The 24,957-nt window shown below is 64.4% G+C and carries 27 protein-coding genes; 16 read left to right on the top strand and 11 right to left on the bottom strand.

Annotated features, from left to right (window positions below):
• Positions 1 to 47 precede the first annotated feature (47 nt).
• Positions 48 to 1,025 (bottom strand): ABC transporter permease, encoded by a 978-nt coding sequence (locus tag ACLQI9_RS24740; protein ID WP_442378688.1) that lies wholly within the window; start codon positions 1,023 to 1,025, stop codon positions 48 to 50.
• Between the two features lie 237 nt (positions 1,026 to 1,262).
• Between ACLQI9_RS24740 and ACLQI9_RS24735 the strand changes: the two genes are divergently transcribed.
• Positions 1,263 to 1,754, top strand: a complete 492-nt coding sequence (locus ACLQI9_RS24735; protein ID WP_442378689.1) for a beta-class carbonic anhydrase — start codon at positions 1,263 to 1,265, stop codon at positions 1,752 to 1,754.
• Positions 1,755 to 1,761: 7 nt separating this feature from the next.
• On the opposite strand, the gene ACLQI9_RS24730 is transcribed toward ACLQI9_RS24735, so the two are convergent.
• Complete coding sequence (locus ACLQI9_RS24730; RefSeq protein WP_442392327.1) at positions 1,762 to 2,040, bottom strand: hypothetical protein; 279 nt, start codon at positions 2,038 to 2,040, stop codon at positions 1,762 to 1,764.
• A gap of 249 nt (positions 2,041 to 2,289) precedes the next feature.
• On the opposite strand from ACLQI9_RS24730, the gene cysD reads away from it, so the two are divergent.
• The 4 genes from cysD (at position 2,290) to ACLQI9_RS24710 (ending at position 6,437) form a co-directional block, all read left to right on the top strand.
• The gene (cysD, locus tag ACLQI9_RS24725) at positions 2,290 to 3,246 is read left to right on the top strand and encodes a sulfate adenylyltransferase subunit CysD (RefSeq protein WP_442378691.1); all 957 of its coding nucleotides are present in this window, start codon (positions 2,290 to 2,292) and stop codon (positions 3,244 to 3,246) included.
• Entirely contained in the window at positions 3,246 to 5,090 is a 1,845-nt protein-coding gene (gene cysC, locus ACLQI9_RS24720; RefSeq protein WP_442392326.1) for an adenylyl-sulfate kinase, read from the top strand. The genes cysD and cysC overlap by 1 nt, the downstream gene beginning before the upstream one ends.
• A 2-nt stretch (positions 5,091 to 5,092) precedes the next feature.
• Complete coding sequence (locus ACLQI9_RS24715; RefSeq protein ID WP_442382087.1) at positions 5,093 to 5,824, top strand: 3'(2'),5'-bisphosphate nucleotidase CysQ; 732 nt, start codon at positions 5,093 to 5,095, stop codon at positions 5,822 to 5,824.
• Between the two features lie 130 nt (positions 5,825 to 5,954).
• The gene (locus ACLQI9_RS24710) at positions 5,955 to 6,437 is read left to right on the top strand and encodes an Rrf2 family transcriptional regulator (RefSeq protein WP_442382082.1); all 483 of its coding nucleotides are present in this window, start codon (positions 5,955 to 5,957) and stop codon (positions 6,435 to 6,437) included.
• A gap of 73 nt (positions 6,438 to 6,510) precedes the next feature.
• On the opposite strand, the gene ACLQI9_RS24705 is transcribed toward ACLQI9_RS24710, so the two are convergent.
• Complete coding sequence (locus tag ACLQI9_RS24705; protein ID WP_442382081.1) at positions 6,511 to 6,900, bottom strand: VOC family protein; 390 nt, start codon at positions 6,898 to 6,900, stop codon at positions 6,511 to 6,513.
• Positions 6,901 to 6,950: 50 nt separating this feature from the next.
• Positions 6,951 to 7,364, bottom strand: a complete 414-nt coding sequence (locus ACLQI9_RS24700; RefSeq protein WP_442382086.1) for a VOC family protein — start codon at positions 7,362 to 7,364, stop codon at positions 6,951 to 6,953.
• Positions 7,365 to 7,440: 76 nt separating this feature from the next.
• Between ACLQI9_RS24700 and ACLQI9_RS24695 the strand changes: the two genes are divergently transcribed.
• The 5 genes from ACLQI9_RS24695 (at position 7,441) to ACLQI9_RS24675 (ending at position 13,082) form a co-directional block, all read left to right on the top strand.
• Positions 7,441 to 8,319 (top strand): LLM class flavin-dependent oxidoreductase, encoded by an 879-nt coding sequence (locus ACLQI9_RS24695; protein WP_442382085.1) that lies wholly within the window; start codon positions 7,441 to 7,443, stop codon positions 8,317 to 8,319.
• 63 nt (positions 8,320 to 8,382) lie between these two features.
• Complete coding sequence (locus ACLQI9_RS24690) at positions 8,383 to 8,769, top strand: DUF2237 family protein (RefSeq protein WP_442382080.1); 387 nt, start codon at positions 8,383 to 8,385, stop codon at positions 8,767 to 8,769.
• A gap of 250 nt (positions 8,770 to 9,019) precedes the next feature.
• Positions 9,020 to 11,653, top strand: a complete 2,634-nt coding sequence (locus ACLQI9_RS24685) for an FAD/NAD(P)-binding protein (RefSeq protein ID WP_442382079.1) — start codon at positions 9,020 to 9,022, stop codon at positions 11,651 to 11,653.
• A 173-nt stretch (positions 11,654 to 11,826) separates the two neighbouring features.
• The gene (locus ACLQI9_RS24680; protein WP_442382078.1) at positions 11,827 to 12,390 is read left to right on the top strand and encodes a cupin domain-containing protein; all 564 of its coding nucleotides are present in this window, start codon (positions 11,827 to 11,829) and stop codon (positions 12,388 to 12,390) included.
• Between the two features lie 17 nt (positions 12,391 to 12,407).
• Positions 12,408 to 13,082 carry a cupin domain-containing protein gene (locus ACLQI9_RS24675; RefSeq protein ID WP_442382077.1) on the top strand — a complete coding sequence of 225 codons (675 nt, stop codon included), beginning with the start codon at positions 12,408 to 12,410 and terminating at the stop codon, positions 13,080 to 13,082.
• A 60-nt stretch (positions 13,083 to 13,142) separates the two neighbouring features.
• Here ACLQI9_RS24675 and ACLQI9_RS24670 read toward each other — a convergent pair whose 3' ends face one another.
• Complete coding sequence (locus tag ACLQI9_RS24670; protein ID WP_442382076.1) at positions 13,143 to 13,655, bottom strand: hypothetical protein; 513 nt, start codon at positions 13,653 to 13,655, stop codon at positions 13,143 to 13,145.
• Complete coding sequence (locus ACLQI9_RS24665; RefSeq protein ID WP_442382075.1) at positions 13,652 to 14,236, bottom strand: hypothetical protein; 585 nt, start codon at positions 14,234 to 14,236, stop codon at positions 13,652 to 13,654. Before ACLQI9_RS24665 ends, ACLQI9_RS24670 begins: the two co-directional genes overlap by 4 nt.
• A 470-nt stretch (positions 14,237 to 14,706) precedes the next feature.
• Between ACLQI9_RS24665 and ACLQI9_RS24660 the strand changes: the two genes are divergently transcribed.
• Positions 14,707 to 15,186 (top strand): NUDIX hydrolase, encoded by a 480-nt coding sequence (locus tag ACLQI9_RS24660; RefSeq protein WP_442392325.1) that lies wholly within the window; start codon positions 14,707 to 14,709, stop codon positions 15,184 to 15,186.
• A gap of 31 nt (positions 15,187 to 15,217) precedes the next feature.
• Here ACLQI9_RS24660 and ACLQI9_RS24655 read toward each other — a convergent pair whose 3' ends face one another.
• The 5 genes from ACLQI9_RS24655 to ACLQI9_RS24635 all read right to left on the bottom strand — a co-directional run bounded on the left by ACLQI9_RS24655 (position 15,218) and on the right by ACLQI9_RS24635 (position 18,151).
• Positions 15,218 to 15,673, bottom strand: coding sequence for a hypothetical protein (locus ACLQI9_RS24655; RefSeq protein WP_442382073.1), 456 nt, complete (start codon positions 15,671 to 15,673; stop codon positions 15,218 to 15,220).
• A gap of 185 nt (positions 15,674 to 15,858) precedes the next feature.
• Positions 15,859 to 16,212, bottom strand: coding sequence for a DUF732 domain-containing protein (locus ACLQI9_RS24650; RefSeq protein ID WP_442382072.1), 354 nt, complete (start codon positions 16,210 to 16,212; stop codon positions 15,859 to 15,861).
• Between the two features lie 142 nt (positions 16,213 to 16,354).
• The gene (locus ACLQI9_RS24645) at positions 16,355 to 16,678 is read right to left on the bottom strand and encodes a hypothetical protein (protein ID WP_442392324.1); all 324 of its coding nucleotides are present in this window, start codon (positions 16,676 to 16,678) and stop codon (positions 16,355 to 16,357) included.
• 80 nt (positions 16,679 to 16,758) lie between these two features.
• Complete coding sequence (locus ACLQI9_RS24640; protein ID WP_442382070.1) at positions 16,759 to 17,106, bottom strand: hypothetical protein; 348 nt, start codon at positions 17,104 to 17,106, stop codon at positions 16,759 to 16,761.
• Positions 17,107 to 17,188: 82 nt separating this feature from the next.
• A complete protein-coding gene (locus tag ACLQI9_RS24635; protein WP_442382069.1) occupies positions 17,189 to 18,151 on the bottom strand; it encodes an aldo/keto reductase in 963 nt (320 codons plus the stop codon).
• Positions 18,152 to 18,376: 225 nt separating this feature from the next.
• Between ACLQI9_RS24635 and ACLQI9_RS24630 the strand changes: the two genes are divergently transcribed.
• From ACLQI9_RS24630 to ACLQI9_RS24610, 5 genes are all read left to right on the top strand, one after another.
• Entirely contained in the window at positions 18,377 to 19,645 is a 1,269-nt protein-coding gene (locus ACLQI9_RS24630; RefSeq protein ID WP_442382068.1) for a glycosyltransferase, read from the top strand.
• Between the two features lie 331 nt (positions 19,646 to 19,976).
• Complete coding sequence (locus tag ACLQI9_RS24625) at positions 19,977 to 21,287, top strand: FAD-dependent oxidoreductase (RefSeq protein ID WP_442382067.1); 1,311 nt, start codon at positions 19,977 to 19,979, stop codon at positions 21,285 to 21,287.
• A 16-nt stretch (positions 21,288 to 21,303) separates the two neighbouring features.
• On the top strand, positions 21,304 to 23,049 hold the full coding sequence (locus ACLQI9_RS24620) for an ArnT family glycosyltransferase (RefSeq protein ID WP_442382066.1): 1,746 nt from the start codon (positions 21,304 to 21,306) through the stop codon (positions 23,047 to 23,049).
• Positions 23,050 to 23,488: 439 nt separating this feature from the next.
• Positions 23,489 to 24,682: an amidohydrolase family protein gene (locus tag ACLQI9_RS24615; protein WP_442382065.1), complete on the top strand. Its 1,194-nt coding sequence runs from the start codon at positions 23,489 to 23,491 to the stop codon at positions 24,680 to 24,682.
• A 63-nt stretch (positions 24,683 to 24,745) separates the two neighbouring features.
• On the top strand, positions 24,746 to 24,931 hold the full coding sequence (locus ACLQI9_RS24610; RefSeq protein ID WP_442382064.1) for a CopG family transcriptional regulator: 186 nt from the start codon (positions 24,746 to 24,748) through the stop codon (positions 24,929 to 24,931).
• Positions 24,932 to 24,957 lie beyond the last annotated feature (26 nt).

The raw sequence follows: 24,957 nt of genomic DNA, 5'->3' as shown, positions 1-24,957 counted from the left end.
CCGCTCCTCCTCATCGCTGCGCTCCGCATCGTCGCTGGCGCGGCGCGTCATGACACCCGCACCCTCGGGTCCAGCACCGCGTAGATGATGTCCGACAACAGCCCGGCGAACAGCAGCGCCGCGCCGGTAAACAGCGTGATCGTCGCGACGACGTGGGTGTCCTGACTCGTGATGGCCTGCACCACCCACTCGCCCATGCCGTGCCAGCCGAAGATCTTCTCGACGAACACCGCGCCGACGACCAAGCCACTGACCCCGTAGGCAAACAACGTGGCGAGCGGAATGAGCGCGGTGCGCAGGCCGTGCTTGAACAGCGCACGCCGGCGGGTCAGCCCCTTGGCCCGCGCGGTCCGGATGAAGTCCTCGCCGAGCACGTCCAGCATCGCGTTGCGCTGGTAGCGGCTGAAGCTCGCGGCCGCGCCCAGTGCCAGCGTCAGACTCGGCAGCACGATGTGCCGAGCGCGGTCGACGAGCTGGTCCCAGATTCCATCGGGCGGAATCGGCGAGGTTTCCCCGGTGTACGCAAAGATCCGCACCCCGGTGAGCATGTTCACCCGCAACGCGGCCAGGATGAGCAGGCCGGCCAGCACAAATGACGGGATGCTCAGAATGATCAGCGATAACACGGTGATCATGCGGTCGCTCAGCCGATACTGACGGACCGCTCCCCAGGCGCCCAGGACCACGCCGGTCACCGTGCCCACCAGCGAACCGATCAGCACCAGCCGAACGCTGACCCCGATTCGCGGCCACAACTCTTGCGACACCGGGTGACCGGTCACCGTGGTGCCGAAATCACCGCGGACCACCCCGGCAGCCCATTCCGCGTACCGGATCGGTACGGGTTTGTCCAAGCCGAGCTCAACGGCTTTGGCGTGGATAGCCTCAGCCGGCGGCTGCGGGTGACGCTCGATAAAACTGTCCAGCGGATGAAACGTCAGCGAGGCCAGGCAGAAGGCCATGAACGAGGCCAGCACCAACAGCACGACGTAGTTGAGCAAGCGACGCAACAGGAAGCGGATCATGATCTGCCCTTCCCGTGTCGCATGGGCACAGGGTAAGAGATGTGACCCAACAAGTCGCGGGCGCGGGTTAAAGGCGCAGCTAGTCAGCGTTGCGGCCGACCCCGGGCCCGCACCGGCACGAGTCGAACCGTTCTGATCGGGTTGATCCGGATCGGTGAAAATTCGCGTGTCGACGGTTAGAATCAGCCACTTGGGTCGGGCGTGCAGCAAACGACACTGCGACACAAGGAGATTGGCGTGACGGTCACCGACGACTACTTAGCCCACAACGCCGAATATGCAAGCTCCTTCAAGGGGCCGCTGCCGCTGCCGCCGAGCAAACATGTGGCGGTCGTCGCGTGCATGGACGCCCGGCTGGACGTCTACCGTGTGCTTGGAATCAAGGAGGGCGAGGCGCACGTCATCCGAAACGCCGGCGGGGTGGTCACCGATGACGCGATCCGGTCGCTCGCCATCAGCCAGCGGTTGCTGGGAACCAAGGAGATCATCCTGATTCACCACACCGACTGCGGGATGCTCACCTTCAGCGACGACGATTTCAAGCACGCGATCCAGCAGGAGACAGGGGTCAAACCGCCTTGGGCTGCCGAGGCCTTCCCCGATCTTGCCGAAGACGTTCGGCAGTCGTTGCGCCGCATCGAAAACAGTCCGTTCGTCACCAAGCACGAGTCGTTACGAGGCTTCATCTTCGACGTCGCAACCGGCAAGCTCAACGAGGTCACCGGCTAGGCGGCGCTTACGGCGGGTTGCCCGCGGCGTATTGAATACCAAGGTTGACCTGCTCGATAGCCTGTTGTGTCAGGTTGATCGCGGCGTCGCGATGTCCGCCCTTGTCAGGCTCTGCCTCCCGTAGCTCGTTGACCGCCTGCTGCAGATCGTTTCTGCCGCCAAACATGTGCTCTTGAAACGCGAATGCGGTGCCGGCGCCAACGGTGGTGAAGGCGACTGCCATCAGCAGTGCGCCGGCCATCACTCGGCCCTTCGAAATCTCCATCTGAGCGAACCCTTCGTTCATTGGTGGTTCCGTGTCGCCTCGCGCCGTCCGCGGCGTCGTGGTCGAAAACGAGAATCTGACATGGTCCTTGTTGGAATCTTGCGCTGCAGCTCACGGAGGCTTTTGCCGCTGCGGACGACCAGCGAGTTCCCCTCGACGATTGGCGTCCCCGCCCGATTCATTGACAGCGGCCGATCGGGCTGGTTTTATACAGGGTAATGCTCATAAACCTGACCAGTACTACCAACTTTACCCAGAATTGAGGGGTTGATGACCAGTCAAGCGACGGCTAACCGAGCGGAGGGGGCAAACGACCGCCGCCCGGTCCCCGGACAATACGAACTAAGCCATCTGCGCTCGTTGGAGGCCGAGGCCATCCACATCATTCGCGAGGTGGCCGCCGAGTTCGAGCGCCCGGTTCTGCTGTTCTCCGGCGGCAAGGACTCGATCGTGATGCTGCATCTGGCGCTCAAGGCGTTTCGCCCCGGCCGGCTGCCGTTCCCGGTGATGCACGTCGACACCGGTCATAACTTCGACGAAGTCATCGTCACCCGCGACGAGTTGGTCGCCGAGACCGGAGTGCGGTTGGTCGTCGCCAAGGTGCAAGACGACATCGACGCCGGCCGGGTTGTCGAGACCATCCCGTCGCGCAACCCGATTCAGACCGTGACGTTGCTGCGCGCGATCCGCGAAAACAAGTTCGACGCGGCATTCGGCGGCGCCCGGCGTGACGAGGAGAAGGCGCGCGCCAAGGAGCGGGTGTTCAGCTTCCGCGACGAGTTCGGTCAATGGGACCCCAAGGTGCAGAGGCCCGAGTTGTGGAACATCTACAACGGGCGACACCACAAGGGTGAGCACATCCGGGTGTTCCCGCTGTCCAACTGGACCGAGTTCGACATCTGGTCCTACATCGGCGCCGAGAAGGTCAAGTTGCCGCCGATCTACTACGCGCACCGGCGGAAAGTCTTCGAGCGCGACGGGATGCTGCTCGCGGTCGACCGCCACCTGCAGCCGCGCGCCGACGAGAAGGTGTTCGAGGCCACGGTGCGCTTCCGCACCGTGGGCGACGTCACCTGTACCGGCTGTGTGGAATCGACCGCAGCCACCGTCGCGGAGGTGGTCGCCGAGACGGCGGTGTCACGGCTGACCGAACGCGGCGCTACCAGAGCAGACGACCGGATCTCCGAGGCCGGGATGGAAGACCGCAAGAGGCAGGGGTACTTCTGATGGCAACACTGCTGCGCATCGCAACGGCCGGCTCGGTCGACGATGGCAAGTCCACTCTGATCGGGCGCCTGCTGTATGACTCCAAGGCCGTCATGGAGGACCAGTGGGCCTCGGTGGAAGCCACCTCCAAGGAACGTGGCCACGAATACACCGACCTGTCACTGGTCACAGACGGGCTGCGCGCCGAGCGAGAGCAAGGCATCACGATCGATGTCGCCTACCGCTACTTCGCCACTCCCAAGCGCAAATTCATCATCGCCGACACTCCCGGTCACATCCAGTACACCCGCAACATGGTGACCGGGGCGTCCACCGCCCAGCTGGCCATCGTCCTCGTCGACGCCCGCCACGGTCTGCTCGAGCAATCCCGTCGACACACGTTCCTGGCCTCGTTGCTAGGCATCGAGCACATCGTGCTCGCCGTCAACAAGATGGATCTGATCGACTGGGACAAAGAAGCTTTCGAGGCGATCCGCGACGAGTTCCACGCCTTCGCCACCCGCCTTGACGTGCAAGACGTGCTCACTATTCCGATGTCGGCGCTGCACGGTGACAATGTGGTCACCAAGTCGGACAACACCCCGTGGTACGACGGGCCGGCGTTGTTGTCGCACCTCGAAGAGGTTTACGTCGCTGCCGACCGTAACCTCGTCGACGTCCGCTTCCCGGTGCAGTACGTCATCCGCCCGCAGACTCGCGAGCATCAAGACCACCGCAGCTACGCGGGCACGGTGGCCAGCGGTGTGATGCGTCCGGGCGACGAGGTGATCGTGCTGCCGACGGGTAAGCCGACTCGGATCACGGCGATCGACGGGCCGAGCGGACCAGTGGAGGAAGCGTTTCCGCCGATGGCCGTCTCGATCAGCTTGGCCGACGACATCGACCTCTCGCGCGGCGACATGATCGCCCGGCCCACGAATGAACCGAGGGTCACTCAGGACTTCGACGCGACCGTGTGCTGGATGGCGGATGGCTCGGCGCTGGAGGCTGGCCGCGACTACCTGATCAAGCACACCACCCGAACCACCCGGGTAAGGGTCACCGCGCTGGACTATCGGCTCGATGTCAACACGCTGCACCGTGACAAGACCGCGGAAGCGTTGCAGCTCAACGAGCTTGGCCGCGTCTCGCTGCGCGCCCAGGTGCCGCTGCTGCTCGACGAGTACACCCGCAACGCCAGCACCGGATCCTTCATCCTGATCGACCCCGACACCAACGGGACCGTGGCCGCGGGCATGGTGTTGCGGGAGGCTTCGACTCGCTCCTCGAGCCCGAACACGGTGCGGCACAAGTCGCTGGTGACCGCTGAGGACCGGATGTCGCGGGGCCGCACGCTGTGGTTCACCGGGCTGTCGGGTTCCGGCAAGTCGTCGGTGGCCATGCTGGTCGAGCAGAAGCTGCTCGAAAACGGCGTCCCCGCTTATGTTCTCGACGGCGACAACTTGCGGCACGGTTTGAATGCCGACCTGGGCTTCAGCATGGACGACCGGGCGGAAAACCTCCGTCGTCTTGCGCACGTGGCGGCGCTGATCGCTGATTCCGGGCACACCGTGCTGGTACCGGCGATCAGCCCACTGGCCGAGCATCGCGACCTGGCTCGCCGCGTGCATGCCGACGCCGGGCTCGACTTTCTCGAGGTGTTCTGCGACACCCCGCTCGAGGATTGCGAGCGCCGAGACCCCAAGGGGCTCTACGCCAAGGCTCGTGCGGGTGAGATCACCCATTTCACCGGCATCGACAGCCCGTACCAACGGCCAAAGAATCCCGACTTACGTCTGACGCCGGACCGCAGCCTCGACGAGCTGGCGCAGCAAGTCGTCGACCTGATCGAGTCCAAAAGTTGAGCATCCACAGCGACGACAACGTGGCGGCGCGGCTGGCCGCTGAAGCCGGCCGGCTGCTGCTCGCGGTGCGCGACGAGCTTGCCGATGCCACCCAAGCTGAGCGAAAAGCAGCGGGGGACAAGCGCTCCCACGATTATTTGATGGATGCGCTGGCGCGCGAGCGCCCGGCCGACGCGGTGCTCTCCGAAGAAGGCGCCGACGACCCGGTGCGGTTGCGCTCCGAGCGGGTATGGATCGTCGACCCGTTGGACGGCACCCGGGAGTTCTCCGAACTGGGCCGTCAGGACTGGGCCGTCCACGTCGCGCTGTGGCAATCGGGCGATCTGGTCGCGGGCGCGGTTGTGCTGCCCGCACAGGGCGTCACGCTGGCCACACCCGATCCCGCGCCGCCGCCGGCATACGCGGGATCACCGCGCATCGTGGTCTCGCGCACCCGCCCACCGGCGATCGCGTTGCAGGTCCGCGACCACCTGGACGGCACGCTGGTCGAGATGGGATCGGCCGGCGCGAAGGTCGCCGCGGTGGTTCAGGGTCTGGCCGACGTGTATGTGCACGCCGGCGGACAGTACGAATGGGATTCTGCGGCGCCGGTCGCGGTGGCCCGCGCTGCCGGTCTGCACACCTCGCGTCTGGATGGTTCGCCGCTGGAGTACAACAGGCCCGATCCGCTGCTGCCGGACCTGGTGGTGTGCCGACCCGAATACGCCGACGCGGTGCTGGCGGTGACGGGTTGAGCGACTACGGCGCTTAACCTTGAAAGGCTGCCCGACTCGCCCCCTCGCCGCGACGCGGCTGGGGGTGCCCCCACCTCGGGCCGGTCCCCGGCCCGCATCGTCGTCGGGCGGCGGTGGGAGGATCGTGTCCATGCGCATGTCGGCCAAGGCGGAGTATGCGGTGCGGGCAATGGTCCAGTTGGCCACCGTCGATGGCGGCGTACGGGTCAAGACTGACGACCTGGCGCACGCCCAGGGCATCCCACCGCAGTTCCTCGTCGACATCTTGTCCGACCTGCGCACCGATCGCCTGGTGCGCAGCCACCGTGGTCGCGACGGTGGATACGAATTGGCCCGCCCCGGTAGCGAAATCAGCATCGCCGATGTGTTGCGTTCCATCGACGGTCCGCTGGCCAGCGTCCGCGACGTCGGTTTGGGCGATCTGCCGTATTCCGGTCCGACCGCCGCGCTGACCGACGTTTGGCGGGCGCTGCGCGCCAGCATGCGCTCGGTGCTGGAGGAAACGACTCTCGCCGACGTCGCAGCAGGTGCCCTGCCGAACCATGTCGGTCAGCTGGCCGACGACTATCGCGCCCAGGAAAGCAGGCGCCACGGCCCCCGAAATGCGGGGTAGCGCTTAGTTGCGCGAGCAGACGCAAAAGGCCCCGACACGCCGAGGCGTGAGGGGCTTTTGCGTCTGCTCGCCCTTAGCCGCCTGAGCCGTAGGGCCGGGTCAGAATCTCCAGGAAGTGTCCGGCCGGATCGGGGAAGTACACCCCGCGGCCGTCGTCGCGGGTGTTGATCTCGCCCGGTCGTTGGCGGCCCGGGTCCGCCCAGTGCTGCAGCCCGCGCGATTGGATCTTGCCGTAAATCGCGTCGAAGTCGTCCTCCGAGACCAGGAACGCGTAGTGCTGCGGCCGGATCTCCTCGCCTTCGGATGCATCGGTGTAGTCGAGGCTTGCGCCGTGCTCGAGAGTGACGGTCAGGAAATGGCCGAACGGCGTCGGACCGGGCAACCCGAACAGCTCGGTGAGAAACTCCGCGGACTCCCGCTTATCACGGGCGGCGACAATGGTGTGGTTGAAAGCGATAGGCATTGTGCTTTCCAGTCAACCACTGCGGCCGCCCTGCGACAACGTTGGAGCAGCTACTTCGGCGCGGTCAGCTCCAACGCGATGTTGTCCGGGTCGCGAAACTCCAGGATGTACAACGGCCCGATGTCCTTGACCGGCTCATGGTCGATGCCCAGATCGTCGAGATGCATTGCCGCGGAGTATAATTCGGCCTTACTGACGGCCCTGAACGCGATGTGGTCCAGCCCGCAGCGGTCCTCGTGGAAGCGGTCGGTGGCGACCGGCCGCAGCGCGATCAGCGCGCCACCCATGTCGTAGATGACACCGCCGAACAGGAAAGCGAGCTGGTTGCGGGTCGCCACGTCGGCGTTCTCCGGCACCTCAAGCAGAACCGGCCAACCGAAGACGCTCTCGTAGAACTGTCGGGAACGCTCGATATCGCTGACGGTGAGCCGCACATGCGCGATGGAATTGGCGGTGATTCCCATCCCAGACATGGTGCCACGCGGCGATGTGCGGGCATCGACCGGTCTGCATGCCAGAATCGCCGTCGTGCAGATATCGATGACCATGCCGGTCATGGAGCCGGACTTGGATGCCGCCGTGCTGCGGGATTGGGCCCATGCGATCGACGACGGCCCGTTCGCGTCGTTGTGTTGGGGCGAGCGGATGGCCTTCGACAACCCGGAAACCTTGACGCTGATGGGCGCGCTGGCCGCGTGGACCGATCGGGTGCGGCTGGTGACGACGGTGATCGTTCCGCAGCTGCACGACCCGGTCATGCTGGCCAAGGCGTTGGCGACCGGGGACATGCTGTGCGGCGGACGGCTGAGCGTGGGTCTGGGCGTGGGCGGCCGGATTGAGGATTATCAGGCGGTCGGCGCTTATCCGGCGACGCAGACCATGCGTGGCATCGCCGAGCGGGTGGCGGTCATGAAACGAGTGTGGGCGGGCTCGAAGATCACCGAGTCGGTGCTGCCGGTCGGGCCGGCGCCGGTCCAGGCGGGCGGGCCGCCGCTGCTGGTCGGAACCATCGGGCCGAAGACCCTGCGCAGCGCTGCGGCCTGGGCCGACGGCCTGGCCGGAACCACATTGGACCTCGACGTCGTCAAGCAGAACGAGCTGTTCGACGTGGCGCGTGCGGCGTGGGCCGAGGCCGGCAAGCCTAAACCCCACCTGATCACATCGTTCTGGTTCGCGCTTGGTCCCGTCAGTGCGGCCCGCCAGCAGGTGCACCGGCATCTGCGGCGCTACATGAACTGGATACCCGCCGAGTACATCGACGCGATGGCGCCGAGTACCGGGTTTGCCGGCAGTGAGGAGGAGCTGGTCGCGGTGCTGCGCAAGTTCGAAGCGGTCGGCACCGACGAAATCCAGCTCATCCCAACCAGTTCCGATCTCGCGCAACTTCAACGGGTGGAAGACGTCGTCGTCGCGATCTAGGACAGTGAGCGGCTAACGAAGCCCTTCGCCTCGCCCAACGCCGTCGAGCGAGATACTGAACCCATGTCTGAGCGCAACGTGTTGGGCGGTCCGCTGGAACCATGCGGCAGTGACCCGCTCACCGGCTTCTACCGCGACGGTTGCTGTTCGACCGGGCCGGAGGATCTGGGCTTGCACACGATCTGCGCCGTGGTGACCGCCGAGTTCCTTGACCACCAACGTTCGATAGGAAACGACCTGTCAACGCCCAGGCCGCAGTTGCGCTTTCCTGGCCTGGTACCCGGAGACCGCTGGTGCGTCACTGCCGGGAACTGGCTCGTGGCCTACCGCGACGGCTGCGCCGCCCCCGTGGTGTTGGCGTCCACTCACGAGCGCACCCTCGACGTGGTACCCCTCGAGGCGCTGCGGGAACACGCCGTCGACGTACCCGACGACTTAGGCAGTCTGTAGAGCCTTAACGTCATCCAACGGCTGGCGGCCCGGCAGGCGGATCCTGCTGGCGTCGAGGCGCATATGCAGGCCCAAGTCGCCTATGTCGTGGCCGAGAACAACTGGCCGCGACGGGCCGAGCAGTGGAGTGCCTGGCTGTCCGGCCTGGCCTGACGCATCGCGGGAACACGCCGTCGACATAAGGGTTGGCGCCCGATGAAACGTCGGCGCGATTAAGCACCGCACCCCCTTGCAGATATAACCTTCCGCCATGATGCGCGTCGCGATCGTGGGTGGTGGTGCCGCGGGCGTGCTCGCCGCGGTACATCTCCGCCAGAGCAGACCAGATGCGCAGATCACGCTGATCGACGCCTCCGGTCGTCCTGGCACCGGCGCGGCGTATGGCACCGACGACCCGACCCACTTGCTAAACGTTCCTGCGCAGCGCATGTCCGCATGGCCAGACGATCCCGATCACTTCTGCCGTTGGCTCGATGAACGAGCTGTCACTCCGGTGCACAGCTTCGCGCCGCGTCTTGCGTACGGCCGCTACCTGCGAGAACAACTCGCGGTTGCCGACATCCGGATCGAGACTGCCGAGGTTGTCGGGTTGGTGCCGGGCGTGCCCGTGCGCGTAGCGCTGAACGATGGGCGTTCGGTATTGGCCGACACCGTTGTGCTCGCGTCTGGACGCCCCGAGGGCGGCATGCCCGAATCGTTGGAACGCGCCTTCGCTCCGGTCTTGGCGGCAGGCACCGACGGCAAGGTTGTGCTGGATCCATGGGCGCCCGGCGCGCTCGCGGCCCTTGGTGCGCGTCGGCCCGCGAGCGTCTTGGTGATTGGTTCGGGACTCACGGGAGTAGATGTCGCGCTGCATCTCATTGCGCGGGGCGCCACGGTCACGCTGCTGTCGCGTCAGGGCGCGCTCCCGCGCCGATTCCGCGCTACAGGCGCGCCGACAGAGTTGCCGAACGTCGATGCGCTCGCGGCCGAGGTCTCGCTTGAGCAATTGCGCGCCGCGTTCGGCGCTGATCTCGCGTACGCGCGCGAAGCCGGTTCGGACTGGCGACAGGTGATCGACGCAGTGCGGCCGCGTTCCGCCCGGCTGTGGCGCTCGTTGGGGTGGGAGGACCAGCGCCGGTTCCTGCGTGAGGACTTGCGGCAGTGGGAGGTTCTTCGCCACCGCATGCCGCCCACGACTGCCGATGCGATTCATGCGGCGATCGACAATGGCCAACTGAGCATCGAAGCGGGCGAGGTCGCCGATGTGTCGCTGCACGGCAGTGGCGTTGAACTGGTTGTCACAACGGGCGACGGCTCCGTGCGTCGCCGTGGTGATGCGGTTGTCGTCGCCACTGGCGCGGTGTGGGATCGGCGGTCGCTGCAACGCTGCGCGCTCTGGGCGAACCTGTTGGCCACAGATGTCGCGTCGTTGCACCCGTGCGGCGTAGGTGTGCGAGTCGATGCGGACGGCTACCTCATCGACGGGGCTGGGGGCACGGTCCCGGACATCGTGTGTCTCGGCTCGATCCGCCAGGGTGAGTTGTGGGAGACCACTGCGATTCCCGAAATCCGTGCCCAAGCGGCGGCTATCGCGGAGCTGCTCGCCGACGACAAGCGCGACCGTCCGGTGCGTGTGCCCAGTCTCATCACGACTGCGCCGGAATTGAGCGGTGCGCCTGCTTCGTATGCCGAGGGTGTGCGTCGCCTGCTCGCCGTCCAAGACGGCGCATCGATCGCCTTCGCTGCCGCGGTCGCGGAAGATCCGCAGCACGCGCGTGCGCACGTCGCGCTCGCGATGATTGCCACCGAACGGCCCGACCGTGCGGGCGGCCCGGACGCGGTCGCCGGCCATCTCGCTCGAGCGCGCGCGGCGCTTGCACATGGGAGCGACGAAGACCGCAGCCACGTCGAGGCCATCGCGACGTGGTGCGAGAAGGGAAACGCGGCGGGCACCGACGCATTAATCGACCATCTCGACCGCGTACCGAACGATGAAGTCGCATTGCTTGTGCTCGCGCCGTCGATTGCGTTCGCGGGGGCTGGCGACGCGTTGCCGGACGCGTGGCAGTACGTCGAGCGATTCACTGGCGTGCACGGCGAGGCGCCGTGGTATCTCGGCTTGCGCGCCTACGGCCGAACGGAGCAGGGCCTCTGGTACGACGCAGCCGACCTGGCTGACGCCGCACTCGAACTCGATCCAGGCAATGGCAACGCCGCGCATGCGTTGACGCACGTGCACTACGAGACGGACGCGCATGGCGCCGGGCTGAAATGGCTGACGGACTGGATCCCGAGCGACGGCAGCACGCAGCGCTACCTCCCGCACTTTCAGTGGCATGCCGCGCTGCACGAGCTCGCGATGGGAGACGCGGCTGCTGCGGCGCGTCGGTACGCCGCATTTCTCGCGCCGCCCCGGTCGAAGGACGTGCGCTGTCTGGTTGATGCCGGTTCGCTCGCATGGCGGGCGCGGCTGCATCCGGACTGGGTGACTCCACCCGATCCGATGCCGTTGCTGGCCGAGGTCGGCTCGCTTGCGTATGCGCCGCAAACACCGTTTATCGCGTTCCACGCGCTGCTTGTACTGGCCGCAGCGAATGATCCAGCCGCGATACGCGCGATCAATGTGCCTGGTGCGACCGATGCGCAGGCAACGACGTTGCGTCTCATCGGAGAGGGTCTTATTGCGTTGACGGAGGGTGAGCCGCGCGCAGCGCTCGACTATCTCCTCGAATCGCTCGCAGGGCTTCCGTCGATTGGCGGTAGTCGTGTGCAACAAGAAGTGGTGCTCGAAACGGCGTTGGCCGCGATGCTCCAACTCGGTGCACCGGGTCAAGCGGCGCGCCTGTTGTCGCGACATCGCGCTGCGCCCGGGCCACAGGTGACCCGCGGCGCCGTGAACTGACCCGGCGAACGAGGATTACCGACTTCGGGGTGCGGTTGTACGCCCGATGAATTCAGCTCCAGTGCGGCGGGATTCGAGATGGAGCCCGGCATCCGATCGGTAGACCGATCCTGACCGCTGCGATACCATCCCGGTGCGGCACTTCCGGCTATTGCGCTGATAAGGAAGGGTGAATGACTGAGGATGCGGCGCGGTTTGGTGATCCGCGCATACCTTCTGAAACGATCACCTCGAAGTCGCACCTGTTCCATCTCGGCGCCCTGGCCCCCACCACATATGACGGGGGTACACAGCAGCAGGCGCACGAAGATAATTTTCCGATACTCAAGGGTCAAGAGGCCAGCATCCAGCTGATCACGTTGCAGCCCGGAGCTATTCGCGAGCCGCATTGGCATCCCAGCGCGTGGGAGATCAACCTGGTCACCAGCGGAGTCGCGACCTGGGTCCTCATCGACGGGAACGGCAACCACGAGAGTTTCGACGCCCACGTCGACGACATCGTGTTCGCGCCCCAGGGTTCCTTCCACTACTTCGAGAACCGCGGCACGGGAAATCTGGAAGTGCTGATCATTCAGAACACCAGTGCACCTGAAGACGAAGACAACATCGGTGTCGGCGAGTCGTTGAGTAAGCTTCCGCCCACGGTTTTGTCCGCTGTCTTCGGCGTTCCCGCAGAGACGTTCAACTCCTTCAAAAAGTTCGACAACGCGGTCACCATCCTGCGATCGCACAAATAAAGACGGCGAGGTTGGGGATGCCGATTAATCGTCGCAAGGTCTTGGGTGGAGCGGGCCTGGCCGCCGGAGCGGCCGCAACCGGTGTAGGGGTTGACCGTCTTGTCACCGGGTATCGCACCGATAAGGAAATGTCGCTGGCCGATGATGCGACACGGTTTGGTGATCCCCGCCTACCCGCTGAGACGATCACCTCGAAATCGCACCTCCATCTCGGCGATTCGCCCGTCAACAAGTATGACGGGGGCTGGTTTCAGCAGGCGGACGAGGACAATTTTCCGATACTCAAAGGTCAACAGGCCAGCATCGTGTCGCTCACGCTGTACCCCGGAGGTATCCGCGAGCCGCACTGGCATCCCAGCGCGTGGGAGATCAACATAGTCACCAGCGGAGTTGCGGCCTGGGTGGTCGTCGACGGGAACGGCAACCACGAGAGCTTCGACCAACATGTCGGCGACGTCGTGTTCGCACCCCAGGGTTCCTTCCACTATTTCGAGAACCGGGGCCCGGGCGACATGAAGATTGTGATCATCCAGAACACCAGTACGCCCGAATCCAAGGACAACATCGGCATAGGTGAGTCCCTCAGCATGCTTCCACCGCGGGTGTTGTCCGCCGTATTCGGCGTTCCCGCAGACACGTTCAAGCCGTTCAAAAAGTTCGACAACGCGATCGTCATCTTGCGATCGCACTAGCCAACACTCGCTGCGGCTGGGTGCCAATCGGCGCATTGAAACTGTGTGCGTGACTCCGGTTTACGACCAGGTGGTAGTGCCAACGTCAGCAGCGGATCCGGTGAGGCTGCCGGCAACCTCGGTATCAGCGACGACCAACGCACCCGCTCGGCTGCGAATGTCTGCGGCGAAAACTTGGGCCTGCGCTTGACGAGCGGCCAGCTCAGCGGTTGTGCGGCTCGGTTGAGTATCGGTGACCGACAGGTCCTCCCCGACGGTGAAACCGGCGTTGTAAGCGTCCTCGACCGCGTAGAGAACTCGATCGCGTAGGCGCTCCAACTCGCCGGCCTGTCGACGGGCGATGCGTGAGGTACCGCGCAGCTGGTCGGCGTGGTTGCTGGCAACGGTGTAATCCGATGCTGTGCGCGCCCGCAAGGCATCCCCGCCGACACCCTGCCAGTCCAGCGCTTGGGCCTGGTTGCGGACCTGCCAGTGGGCATCCTCCCAGTGGTCGGCCAGGTGGTCCCAATACTCGGCGGCGTCGACCAGGTGGTCGATGGTGTAAGCCTCAACCTGGCTGCGCGTAGGGATCATACGGCCCCTCCAGTCCCAAATTCTTTGGGCAGCTGGTCAATCGGCACCGGCGCTGATGCAGTCGGTCCAGGCGGCGGTGCAGTGCCAATGGGCCCAGATTGCGGTGCCGTGTCCGTGGGCCCAGGCGTCGGTGGAGCATGTGTGGGGCTGCCGGCGTGACTAAGTGTGCCGGTCAGGTTGTTGACGAGGCTGGTGGAGGTCGAGACTGCCGTCGAGGTGAGTTGTCCGAGCATGCTAGTGACGGCGTTGACGCTTCCCATTGAGCCGGAGAACATGCCGATCATGCTCGAGACACTGCTGAGCACGTCTTTGAACGCGTCTCCTCCCGCCTTCGTGTCCTGGGTCTGATACTCGTTGGCGGCATCGTGGGACGCTGCGGCGGTGTCACCAATACGCGTCTGGAACGCCGCCGTGGCGGCGGCCGCCTGGGTATAAATTCCATCAGTCGCGGCCGCGCTGGGCCAGGTCCGGGCAAGGTTGACCGGTGGGGCATCGCCCGCACCCAGACCGATACCAATCATCTGCCAACGAGTGGCTGCAGCGCCCAACTCATCTGGGTTAACGCGTAGGTCTTTCTGCATCGATCCTCGCTTTCGATCGGGTTGACCTCAGGGCGCGTCTGTTGACGAAGCGTAACGACCAGGCAGAAGCGCGCAAGTCACCCAATTCTGCTGCAGTAGACGCGATGCAGACCGCTTCTCGAACGTCCGTTGTCAGAGGCTCGTAATCCGGCTGCAGACAACGGAATTGGCGCGCATACGCCGCAATCGCCACGAAGCGGTGGGATCAGGCAAACCACTGCGTGGCTTCCCCCGGGTGCAGGTAACCACCTGAGGCTTAAATCGTGGAAATCGGCAATAGTCAGATCAGCTGTAAATCCACGCCGCATGCAGATCAAAGGCGTTGAAAGACAATAACTTCGACGGGCTACGGGCATCTGATGGACGTTGTCAAGCGTTAATGTGCGGTTGGCATTATCTTTATTCGCATTTCACTAGGCGCCGCTCGCGCGCCTAACAGCATGAGCGGGATCGGCGCATATCGTGGGCGTGTGCGCGGTGACGGCAATGGGTGGGTGGTCTCGGCCACCGGTAGTCGCTATTGGGGCCGGCACGGGGCCGCTGGGCTCCTACTGCGCGCCCCGGCACCCGACGGTTCGTGCGCCGTCTTGCTTCAGCGGCGGTCGATATGGAGCCACCAGGGTGGCACGTGGGGGCTGCCGGGCGGGGCCAGGGACAGCCACGAGACCCCCGAGCAGGCCGCGATCCGCGAGACCTACGAAGAAACCGGCGTCCGGCCCGATCAGATCGAACTGCGCGCCTCGGTGGTGACCGCTGTGCCGTTCGGCACCCGCTGGACATACACCACCGTCATCGCCGATGCCGCCGAGCTGCTGCCGGTGGTGGGCTGTGCGGAAAGCGCTGAGCTGCGCTGGGTTAACGAGGATCAGGTAGTCGACCTGCGTTTGCATCCCGGCCTGGCCAATAGCTGGCAAAAGCTACGCGGGATGCTGACGCTCACCGCGACGTGACCGTGAATCCGCGGTGAGCCAGTCGTCGCCGTTATTGTCGGTTGCCGCCACCGCAGTTGGGGTTCGAGGGCTTTGACGGCCATGCGCAGGCACTGACGTCGGCAGTGCTAGCGGAGCCTCCGCCGCTGAACACGCCGTAGGTGTCGCCCTGGGTCGCGGTGTAGGTGGCGCCGCCTGCTCCTGCCCAGCCACCTGAACTCACCACGGTCACCGTCCAGCCCTTACCTTCGAGCGCGGTCTTGTACGCGTCCAGAACGTCGGGCGACGATCCGTTGACCAGGAAGTGTATATGGATGCCGTTGTCTGGAATGGAGGTAGGGCCGTCGGTGCGCTGAGTGTTCGCCGGTGTGGGTATGAGCGATTGCAGTTGCGTTGCGTTGGCCTGCGACGTTGTCGTGGTCGCCGAATTAGGAGAACTGTAGCCGGCCGACGCAACTAAACCGATCGCCATCGCCTCGGCTACCAACGCGTAAGCGTTGCGGCTCATTACCCCTCCTAGCTTCATGCGCACCGTAGCAACGGGGTGGACTCGCTCCGGCAAAAACGGTCGAAGAATCGGCCGCCGACTGTCGCGGGCTGCATGGTGCGACCACAGTCCGCTAGGCGGCTAGCGGCGCGCGATTGTCGCCAAAGTCGGGAGTGGTATCTCAGCCTGGCGTACCAGGTGTGCTGTCATGTGCAAAGGGTGGGGGCGTCGCACACGTTGCCGGGGCAATAGATCCTGTGTGCGGCGTCGACCATGGTTCCGACGTCCAACAATGTGACGCCCCTCTTGTTCAAGTGATCGTGAATGTCGTCGGCAATCGTTTGTGGCTGCCAACCCCAACTGAGGTCGTAGCAGATGAGGTGTGCTTCCCCGATCAGTGCCTCTTCGGAATTGGGCGGCCAGGTGAGGCCGACGGCGCGCAGTTTTGCGAGGTATGCGTCGTCCTGGGGATTGGCAGTCGCAATCGCTGCGCTATTAACCAGGGCAGCGCCAGCCAGCATGGGGATGGCAAGTCTGGCCAGCCAGCGAGGTGAGGGCATTCGATTCCCTTCCTTTGTTCTCGGCGTCAGGTGAGTCACGTAGCACATGCTAGAGATGGGAACCGAGTCCTACTTCGCTTTCGCGCAGATGTCTTCGCGATCTGTCTACGGCGATGACCATCACTTCCAGAACGTCATGCCGCTACCGACCGCAGCCGCCTGGCGGCGCCGGTAACGGCCCGGTCACTTTCGGCAAAAGACCGGAGAAGGGACCTGGCGGGGGAGCGGGCACCATGCACTGCACCACCACGAAGGAGCTCGTCCCTGACGCGCCGCGCTGTGTGGCGTGCCAGTACGAGCCGTCCTCGTAGGGCACGCCGTCGCAAGAGGCCTCAGGGGACGGCGTCGCGCCACCCGGGCAGTAATTGGCGCCGAAGTCGGGCTTGTGGGGGTCCGGGTCTGCGTGGCCCGCTGGCGCGGCCAGCATGGCGGTGGCGATCAGCGCCATCGTCATCACGTGCTTCATAGTCGGCATCATGCTATGGATCAGTTGATCCTGCCACATCGCCGCGCCTGCTGCTGAAAGCTCTTGACGTTTAAGCAGTTTCACCGTCCGGCAAACAGAAGCTGATAGCTGCGTTCCAGAACGGTCCAGGCCTCGCGCTCGGCGGCTGAGAATGCGGCGAGTCGTTCACGTCGACACCGCAGGCAGGCTTGTTGAGCCGCGTCGTTGATGGTGGCCTGATCAGCGCCGGGTGGTAACCGCAGGCCCTTGGCGGGGGTGGCGGAAACGCTGAGGTGATCGAGCTCTTCGACAAGTGGATGTGTGGGATCCCACTGCAGCATTAATTCCAGTGCGGACACCTCATGCAGCCGATGCAGGCCCGGCTGCATACGCGCGTTCTCCAGGATCGAGTCGATGTAGGGCCGGTAGGGCGAATCGGCACGACTCACGCCAGTGGATGAGCATTTTTCTTGTCGCCCAAGGCGAATTGTCAGCCCGCGGAAGTGTTCGGGGCGGTTCGGTGAAGCCAGACTAGCGGCTGAGTTGCGAAGCCAGGAGCGCCAGCGTCTGAGTTTCCGGCTCGCTCAGAGCGATACGCATGGCGCCGGCAGCTTCCTCGGCGTGATGCGGCTTAGACGCGCCGGGGATTGCTACGATAGTGTCGCCGTAGTAGGTGGTGAGCCACGCGAGCGCCACTTGGCTAACCGTCGCCGAATGTGTGACGGCGACTTGACGCAGTCCGTCGATCAAGGGCACGGTGCGGTCGAGGTTGCCGGCAAATAACTTGCGACGCCTTCGCGGCATCTTGGCAACCAGGCCGGGGTCATCATGGAACTTAGCGGTCAGTATCCCGCTTCGTAAGGGCGAGTAGGCGATCAGAGTGACGCCGAGCCGCCGCGCGGTGTCCAGAACTCCGTTAGATTCAATCTTGCGGTGCAGCAGGTTGATCTGAACCTGATTGCTGGCCAGCGCAATTCCGTGTTTAGCCAGTTCAGCGTAGGTCAGCTCCATCTGGCGTGCCGAAAACTTGCTGACGCCGACGGCACCGATCTCGTGCGCTTCTGCCAGCCGAACCATCGCCTGGACCTGGGCCCTAAGCGGGGAGAAGCTCCCGTAGGGCATGTGGATTTGATGCAGATCCACGGGGAAGGGATTTAGCGCGCCGAGCCGGTCGTCGATGGTGCGTGTAATGCTTTTGGCGGTGCGTCCGAGCGGCGCCCATTTCGTAGCGATGGTGACATCGCCGGGCCTGATCCCGCAAGAAGTGAGGCCGCTGCTCAACGCGCGCTCGGACCTGCCGTGACCATAGGCTTCCGCGGTGTCGAACCAAGTGATTCCGCCGTCGAGCGCCGCCTTGACAATCTCGTCGACCCTGCGCTGCTCGATTGGGGTAAAGGACGTCGCTGCGCCCTGGCCTACGCCGGAAAACTGCATGCAGCCCAAGCCGATCGGGGAAATCTGGATTCCGGTGCGGCCAAGCTCCCGAGAGTTCATGAGGAACAGTATCCCGAACCGAGCGCATCGTTGTGGTGCCGGCAAACGGCCGTTCGCCCCTGGACGAGGTCCTTGGGTGGCAGCGTCTGTCGGCTGCCTGCCCAATGCTTCTGGATTGTAGGTCGATAGCGCGGGCATCAGGTTAAGCTGGTTGCGGCTGAGTCAGGAGTGTGAGGCTGCCGTTTCCATTTCGCCCGCGGGGGGGTAAAAGGCTATGGATTCGCGATGAAATTTGCGCTGGCGTGCTGGGGAAGTCGTGGCGATGTCGAGCCCCCCGCCGCTGTCGGCCGTGAGCTGCAGCGCCGCGGGCATGACGTGTGCATAGCCGTCCCGCCCTTCCTGGTTGGCCTCGCCGAGGCGGCTGGGCTGTCGGCGGTCGCCTGGGGATCGGATTTGATGGCGCTTATACAGGCGCAGCACAGATTCCGGAATTGTCTCTTCGGCAGCCCCTGGAGGATCCAGGAGCTGATCAGGTTGCGGCGCGAGATTTCGGAGCTGAATGCCCAGTGCCAGGAGGAGATGACGAGGACGCTGACGCCGCTGGCGGACGGGGCCGACCTGCTAATTACCGTCCACAATTTTGAGGGCCTCGCTGCCAACGTCGCGGAGTATCACGACATTCCGTTGGCCGCGTTGCATCTTTTCCTGGTGCGGGCCAACGGACAGTTCCTGCCGTTCCTGCCGGCGCCGTTGGGCAACTCGGCGATGACGGTGTACCGATGGCTGTCTTGGCGCATGTCGAAGAAGGTTGACGACGCACAGCGTCGTCAACTGGGTCTAGCGGAGGCCACGGGTCCCTGGTCGCGGCGGATCATAGACCGTGGATCGCTGGAAATTCAGGCCTATGACGAGGTGTTATTTCCCGGGCTGGCGGCCGAATGGGCCAAATTTGATGGCCACCGGCCTTTTGTCGGCACGCTGACGCTCGGGTTGGCGGGGGATGCCGATGACGAGGTCGCGTCGTGGATTGCTGCGGGAACACCGCCGATTTTCTTCGGGTTTGGCAGCTTCTGTGTCGAATCTCCGGCCGACACGCTGACCATGATCGATGCGGCCTGCGCGCAGCTGGGCGAGCGGGCGTTAGTTTGCGCCGACGAAAATGACTTCAGCAGCGTCCCCCATGGCGAGCACGTCAAGGTGGTGGGCACGATGAATCACGGGGCGGTCTTTCCAGCCTGCCGCGCAGTCGTGCACCGCGGCAGCGTGGGCATCACGGCCGCTGGACTGCGCGCCGGGGTCCCCACGTTGATCCTCTGGAAGTTGGCCCAACAGTTGGTCTGGGGAGTTCAGGTGAAAAGGCTGAAGATGGGCACCGCCCGGCGCTTGTCGGCCACTACCGAGAAATCGCTGATCGCAGACCTTCGTACCATTCTCGCCCCGCAGTACGTAGCCCGGGCCCGCGAGATCGCCACCCAGATGACCAGACCCGCCGAAAGCGTTGCGACCGCCGCCGACCTTGTGGAAAACTTCGCCCGCCTCAAGCATGTTGGCTGAACGCTGACGGTATCGTGCCCATCTCTGCGACCCGGCTCTACCAGCTCAAAGATGACGGTATCGTCTCCGAATACGGTAGATAACTTCAACGGGTCGGTGGGGTCAAGTTCTCCTAACTTGGCAACACCGAGCAAGGCGCCGGCCAGGTCTTCTACCTCTGGCAGGACGAAGGTGAAAACGACTGGGGCGTAGGAATATTCGCGGACGGAATTGGTAGTGCACGACCCGATCCGTGATCCCCGAGTCTTTGCGCTGCCGGTGGCCGGCCTTGGCAAATGATTGGGGCGAGTCCGAGCGACCCCGATAAACTTTGCCGGTGAGCCAAGGAGCGGTGGTACTGGGCGGGGGCCTTTCCGGTTGCGGAGCGGCCTATGCCCTTGCGCAGGCCGGTCTGCGGGTGAGAATCGTCGAGCGCGGCCCGGCAGTAGGAGGCCTGGCCGGAAGCTTCGAACGTGAAGGTCGCTTCTACCCGCTGGGCTACCACCACATCCTGCATCGCGACCAAACCCTGCTTTACTTCCTCCATCAGATCGATGCGCTCGATCGAGTGCGCTGGCGACGCATCCGGATGCTGTTTCGGCGGGAAAATCGGAACTACGACCTGGCGAATCCGGTGGACTTTCTGCGATTCCCAATGTCTTTCGTCGACAAGTCGCGCTTTGCGATCTTGATGCTGCGCGCCTATGTCAAGAGCAATTGGGATGAATGGCTGGACAAGAGCGCCGAGGACCTCATCGACGCCTGGGCCGGACCGCGCGTGCGTCAAGCGCTCTTCGAACCTCTCACCCGCCTGAAATTCGATCTGCCCTGCTCCGAGGTGAACGCAGCCTGGTTGGGCGTGCGGCTCCACCACCGCGAGGGCTCGGCCGCGCTCGGATACATCCCAGGCACGAACTGGACGCAGGTGCTGTGCGCTGGTATGGCGCGACTCCTCGACGAGTCAGGGGTGGACATGCGCCTGCGGACCAGCGTGGCGAGGCTGCACTCCGACGGTGAGCGGGTAAGTGAAGTCGAACTGGATAGCGGCGAGCGACTTCCTGCCGACATCGTCGTGAGCAGCGTCCCCACGGACGTCTACCTCGGCCTCGCCCCCGATGACACCACGCCGAGGCTTCGAGACATTCGTTACAGCGCACTGCTGTCGTTAGTGTGCGCCTCGAAGAAGGCCGTCGAGCCCGACTTCTACTGGATGAATCTTGCCGACCTGGACTACGCAGCCTGCGGCATCTTTCAGCTCCACTCGCTGAATCCATCGATCGGCGCACCCGGCGATTCGTGCATCAACTTCGTCACGCATCTCAACAGTCGGACTGATCCGTTCTTCTCGAAGCCGGACGACGAGATCCTCTCGGCCTATCTCGATGACTTCAAGGCGATCTTCGGCTTCGACCTCGACCCCTTCTGGGTCAAATTAACTCGCGTGCCGATGTACTCGCCGGTCATCAATCGCACTTACAGCAACCCGCCCGAACGCAGCAGCCGCTTCGGCAACCTGTACTTCGCGGGCAACTACCGCACCTTTCCCTCAGCCCTCTCCACCGGCACGGCTCTTGCGTCTGGCCTCGAGACGGCTCAGACCGTGCTGAACGACCGGGGCGCACACACTCCGCTTCCCGACGCGGTGGCCAACTTCCGGCGCTAACATATGCTGCCACCTGATGACTGGTCGGCTGGTCGCGGGCACGCGGACGGTGAACACCTATCGGTGGCGCGCGGCGGCGCATTTGGTCGGCGTCGGTGTGTGCCTGCTACTGGCCGCCGTGATCATCGACCCGATCCGTGAGATGATGCCCCTCGACGACGGTTGGGCGTATGCGCGCACAGTCGAGCACCTGCTCCAGACCGGCGAGTATCAGTTGGACGCCTGGTCTGCGGCGAACATGCCGGTGCAGATCTACCTGGCGGCCGGACTCTCGAAGATCTTCGGCTATTCCCTAAGCCTTGTGCGGTTGACCACGGTCGGGATGCTGGCGTTGGTACTGGCCAGCTTCTACGGGCTCGCTCGCGAGTTTGACGCTCCCCGTTCGATAAGCTTCGCCGCCACCCTCGGTCTGCTGGCGAGTCCCCTGGTCCTGCGCCTGGGCTTCTCCTTCATGTCCGACGTCCAATTCATGGGGTGGTTGCTCGCGGCGCTCTTTCTGTATGTCCGTGGGCTTCGGCGTGCCAGTGACGCACTGGTCTTCCTGGGCTCGGTCGCCGCCGCATGCGCCATCGGCACCCGACAGTTCGGACTGGCGATCGTCGTCGGATTGCTGCTCGCGCGGATCCTCTGCCGTCCTGACGTCCGACCGCGCCTGCACACCTTGCTGCTCGGCGCTGCCCTGCCCGCAGGCGCGGCTGGCTGGCAGATTCTGATGGGCCTGCAGGAGCCCAACTTCACCCAAGTCGTACGGCTTGGGCAGCAGGAGTTGTACCTGGGCCAGCCGCTGGCGGTCCTGGCGCACGAGTTCTTGTGGCGGGCGGCGATTGTGCTCCAATACTTGGGCATCTCGGTGTTGCCGGCGCTGCCGCTGCTGGTCGGAGCAGCGTTCGCATATGCGGGTAGGTCACGACGCAGAGCGACGCGGCTTGCCTTGCTGGCCGCCCTGATAGGCCTTGGGCTCTGCGCCATACTCCTGACCGGCTCGCCTGTGTCCGGGAGCGACGCACCGCGCAGGCCGTGGCCCGCGCTGGGTATTGGGTGGTTACTGGGTGACCACCTGCCTGACAAGCTGTTCCGCCCGCTCGACCTCGTCGGCCTCGCCCCAGCCGCTGTGCTCGGTACGATCGCAGTGGTCAGCGCGCAGAAGCTATGGCCAATCCGGCGCCAGAGTCCCGAGACGATCCTGCTGGTCGCGACTGGGTTATGCCTCTTCGGGCTGCACCTGTTCTATGTCCAACTCAACGACACCTACGTCGTCCCGTTCATCCCATTTGGCCTGCTGCTGCTGGCTGTCCAGTGCCGTGGATCGACATTGAGGCCGCGGATGGCCGTGTCGTCAACCGCCATCTCGCTGGCCGCGCTTGTGCTTGTGTCGCTGTGGATTCGGTCGAACTTCGCAGAGCAGGGGACGCTGTGGGCGGCGGCCGAACGCCTGACGAAAGCCGGCGTCCCAGCCGCTGAGATTGATGAACGCCGTTGCTCCTGGCCGATGTACCGCGGCGCCTTCGACGAGTGGCTGGCTGCCGGAACGCCAGGCTACAAGCTCTCGCTCGATCGGGTCCATCACAGCTTCACCGATTCATATTTGGAGTGGATGGCAACCCGTGGCGAGTCCGCCGCTTATCGCATCCGACAGGCGCCGATGTCGGAACCTGGCTGGCGGCTGATCGCGCGTGACTCATACCGCGACTTCGCTTTTCAACAACGTGAGGTGCTCACCTACCAGGCGGTCGATGCGATAAAGGAGTCCAAATCCCCTTAACTCCACTACGTTTGAGCAGTTCAACAGTGCTTTTCGAAGTTACGTCGAAGACTGCGTAAACAGACGACGTGACATCAGGGTTTTGGCAAGCATCCACGCCCAGAGGCACCGTGCGGGCAACGCATACCGGGGTGCTGTGGGGCGCCAGCGCTCACTCACGCTTGAAAATCTCTCTGCCGCAGGCGGCGGTGCGCCGTCGCCCACGCCACGGCGTCGATCCCCTCTTTCGCCGGCTCTATCACAACGGGAAGGGGCGGCCCCGGAATCAGCCGTGCCTCGGCTAACGGGAAGACGTCGGACCCCGCGGCGAGCCCTCCTCGTTCGTGAACTTGTAACTACGTAAGTCCCCCGAGCGGTGTGATCCGCCCTAACCTTGGGGCGCGAAGCTGTAATAACGTCACTACCACTAGCCCACCAGGACTGCTACAAGGAGGTCGCCATGCCGTCGCGTGAGCTTCCTTTTCCCGTGTTCGACGCCGACAGCCACATGTACGAAACCCGGGAGGCGCTGACCAAGTTCCTGCCGGACAAGCGCAAGCACGTGATCGACTACTGGCAGGTTCGCGGTCGCACCAAGATGGTAATCCGCGGCCAGGTCAGCAGATACATCCCCAACCCGACCTTCGACATGGTGGCCCGTCCTGGAGCGCAGGAGGAGTACTTCCGTCACGGCCGCGGCAACAAGAGCGACCGCGAAATCATGGGCGAGCCGATGGAGGCGATCCCCGCCTTCCGCGAACCGGGCCCGCGGTTGCAGGTCATGGACGAGCTCGGCGTCGACTACGCGCTGATGCTGCCCACTCTGGCCAGCCTGCTCGAGGAGCGAATGAAGGACGACCCCGAGCTGACCCACGACGTCATGCACGCGCTCAACCAATGGATTTACGAGACCTGGTCGTTCAACTACCAGGAGCGCATCTTTGCCACCCCGGTGATCACCCTGCCCATCGTCGAACGGGCACTCGAAGAACTCGAGTGGTGCCTGGCGCGGGGCGCGCGCACCGTGATGGTCCGCCCGGGACCGGTGCCCGGCTACCGTGGCCGCCGCTCCCCGGGTCTCGAGGAGTTCGACCCGTTCTGGCAGGCCTGCGTCAGAGCCGAGATCCCGGTGTCGATGCACGCCGCTGACAGCGGCTACGCCGAGTTTATGAGCGTGTGGGAACCCGGCGACGAGTCCCTGCCGTTCCAAGCGACCCCGTTCAAGATGCTTGCGATGGCCCATCGCCCGATCGAAGACACGATGGGCGCGTTGATCTGCCACGGCGCGCTGTCGCGCAACCCCGAACTGCGGATCTTGTCGATCGAGAGCGGGGCCGACTGGGTGCCGCACCTGGTCAAGGGCCTCGAGGGCGTCTACAAGAGGATGCCGCACGCGTTCCGCGAGGATCCCATCGAGGCGTTCAAGCGGTGCATCTACATCAGCCCGTTCTGGGAGGACCGGTTCGTCGACATCGTCGAGATCATGGGCTCCGACCGGGTCGTGTTCGGCTCGGATTGGCCGCATCCGGAAGGACTCGTTGACCCGCTGAGCGTCGTCGACGAACTCACCGAGCTGGACCAGGAGGATGTCGCGAAGATCATGGGGGGCAACATGATGAAGGTGATGAAGGTATCCAAACCGGTCAGTGCCTAGCCTCCGACGATAAGACGCGAAAGTCCCGCGAAAAGCTGCCTGCTCAGGGGTACCATGCGGGCGATGGAAATCACTCTGCGCGCCAGTGATCAGCAGACAGAAGCGCTGCGTCGGCAGGCCGCTGCGGAGGGGCGGTCGATGCAGGCGGTCGCGCTGTCGGCCATCGATGAATACATCGCCCGGCAGGCGGAGGAGGCCAAGGCTGCCGCCGTGGAAGCGTTCATCGTCGGGTTAGGTAATCCCCGTTGATGGCCGGGGGCGTCGGGCGGGCTGTC

This window comes from Mycobacterium sp., from assembly GCF_052143115.1.
In the GTDB taxonomy this organism is placed as follows: Bacteria; Actinomycetota; Actinomycetes; order Mycobacteriales; family Mycobacteriaceae; genus Mycobacterium.
The sequence above is the reverse complement of the archived record's forward strand: the minus strand, read 5'-3'. Positions and strand labels throughout refer to the sequence as shown.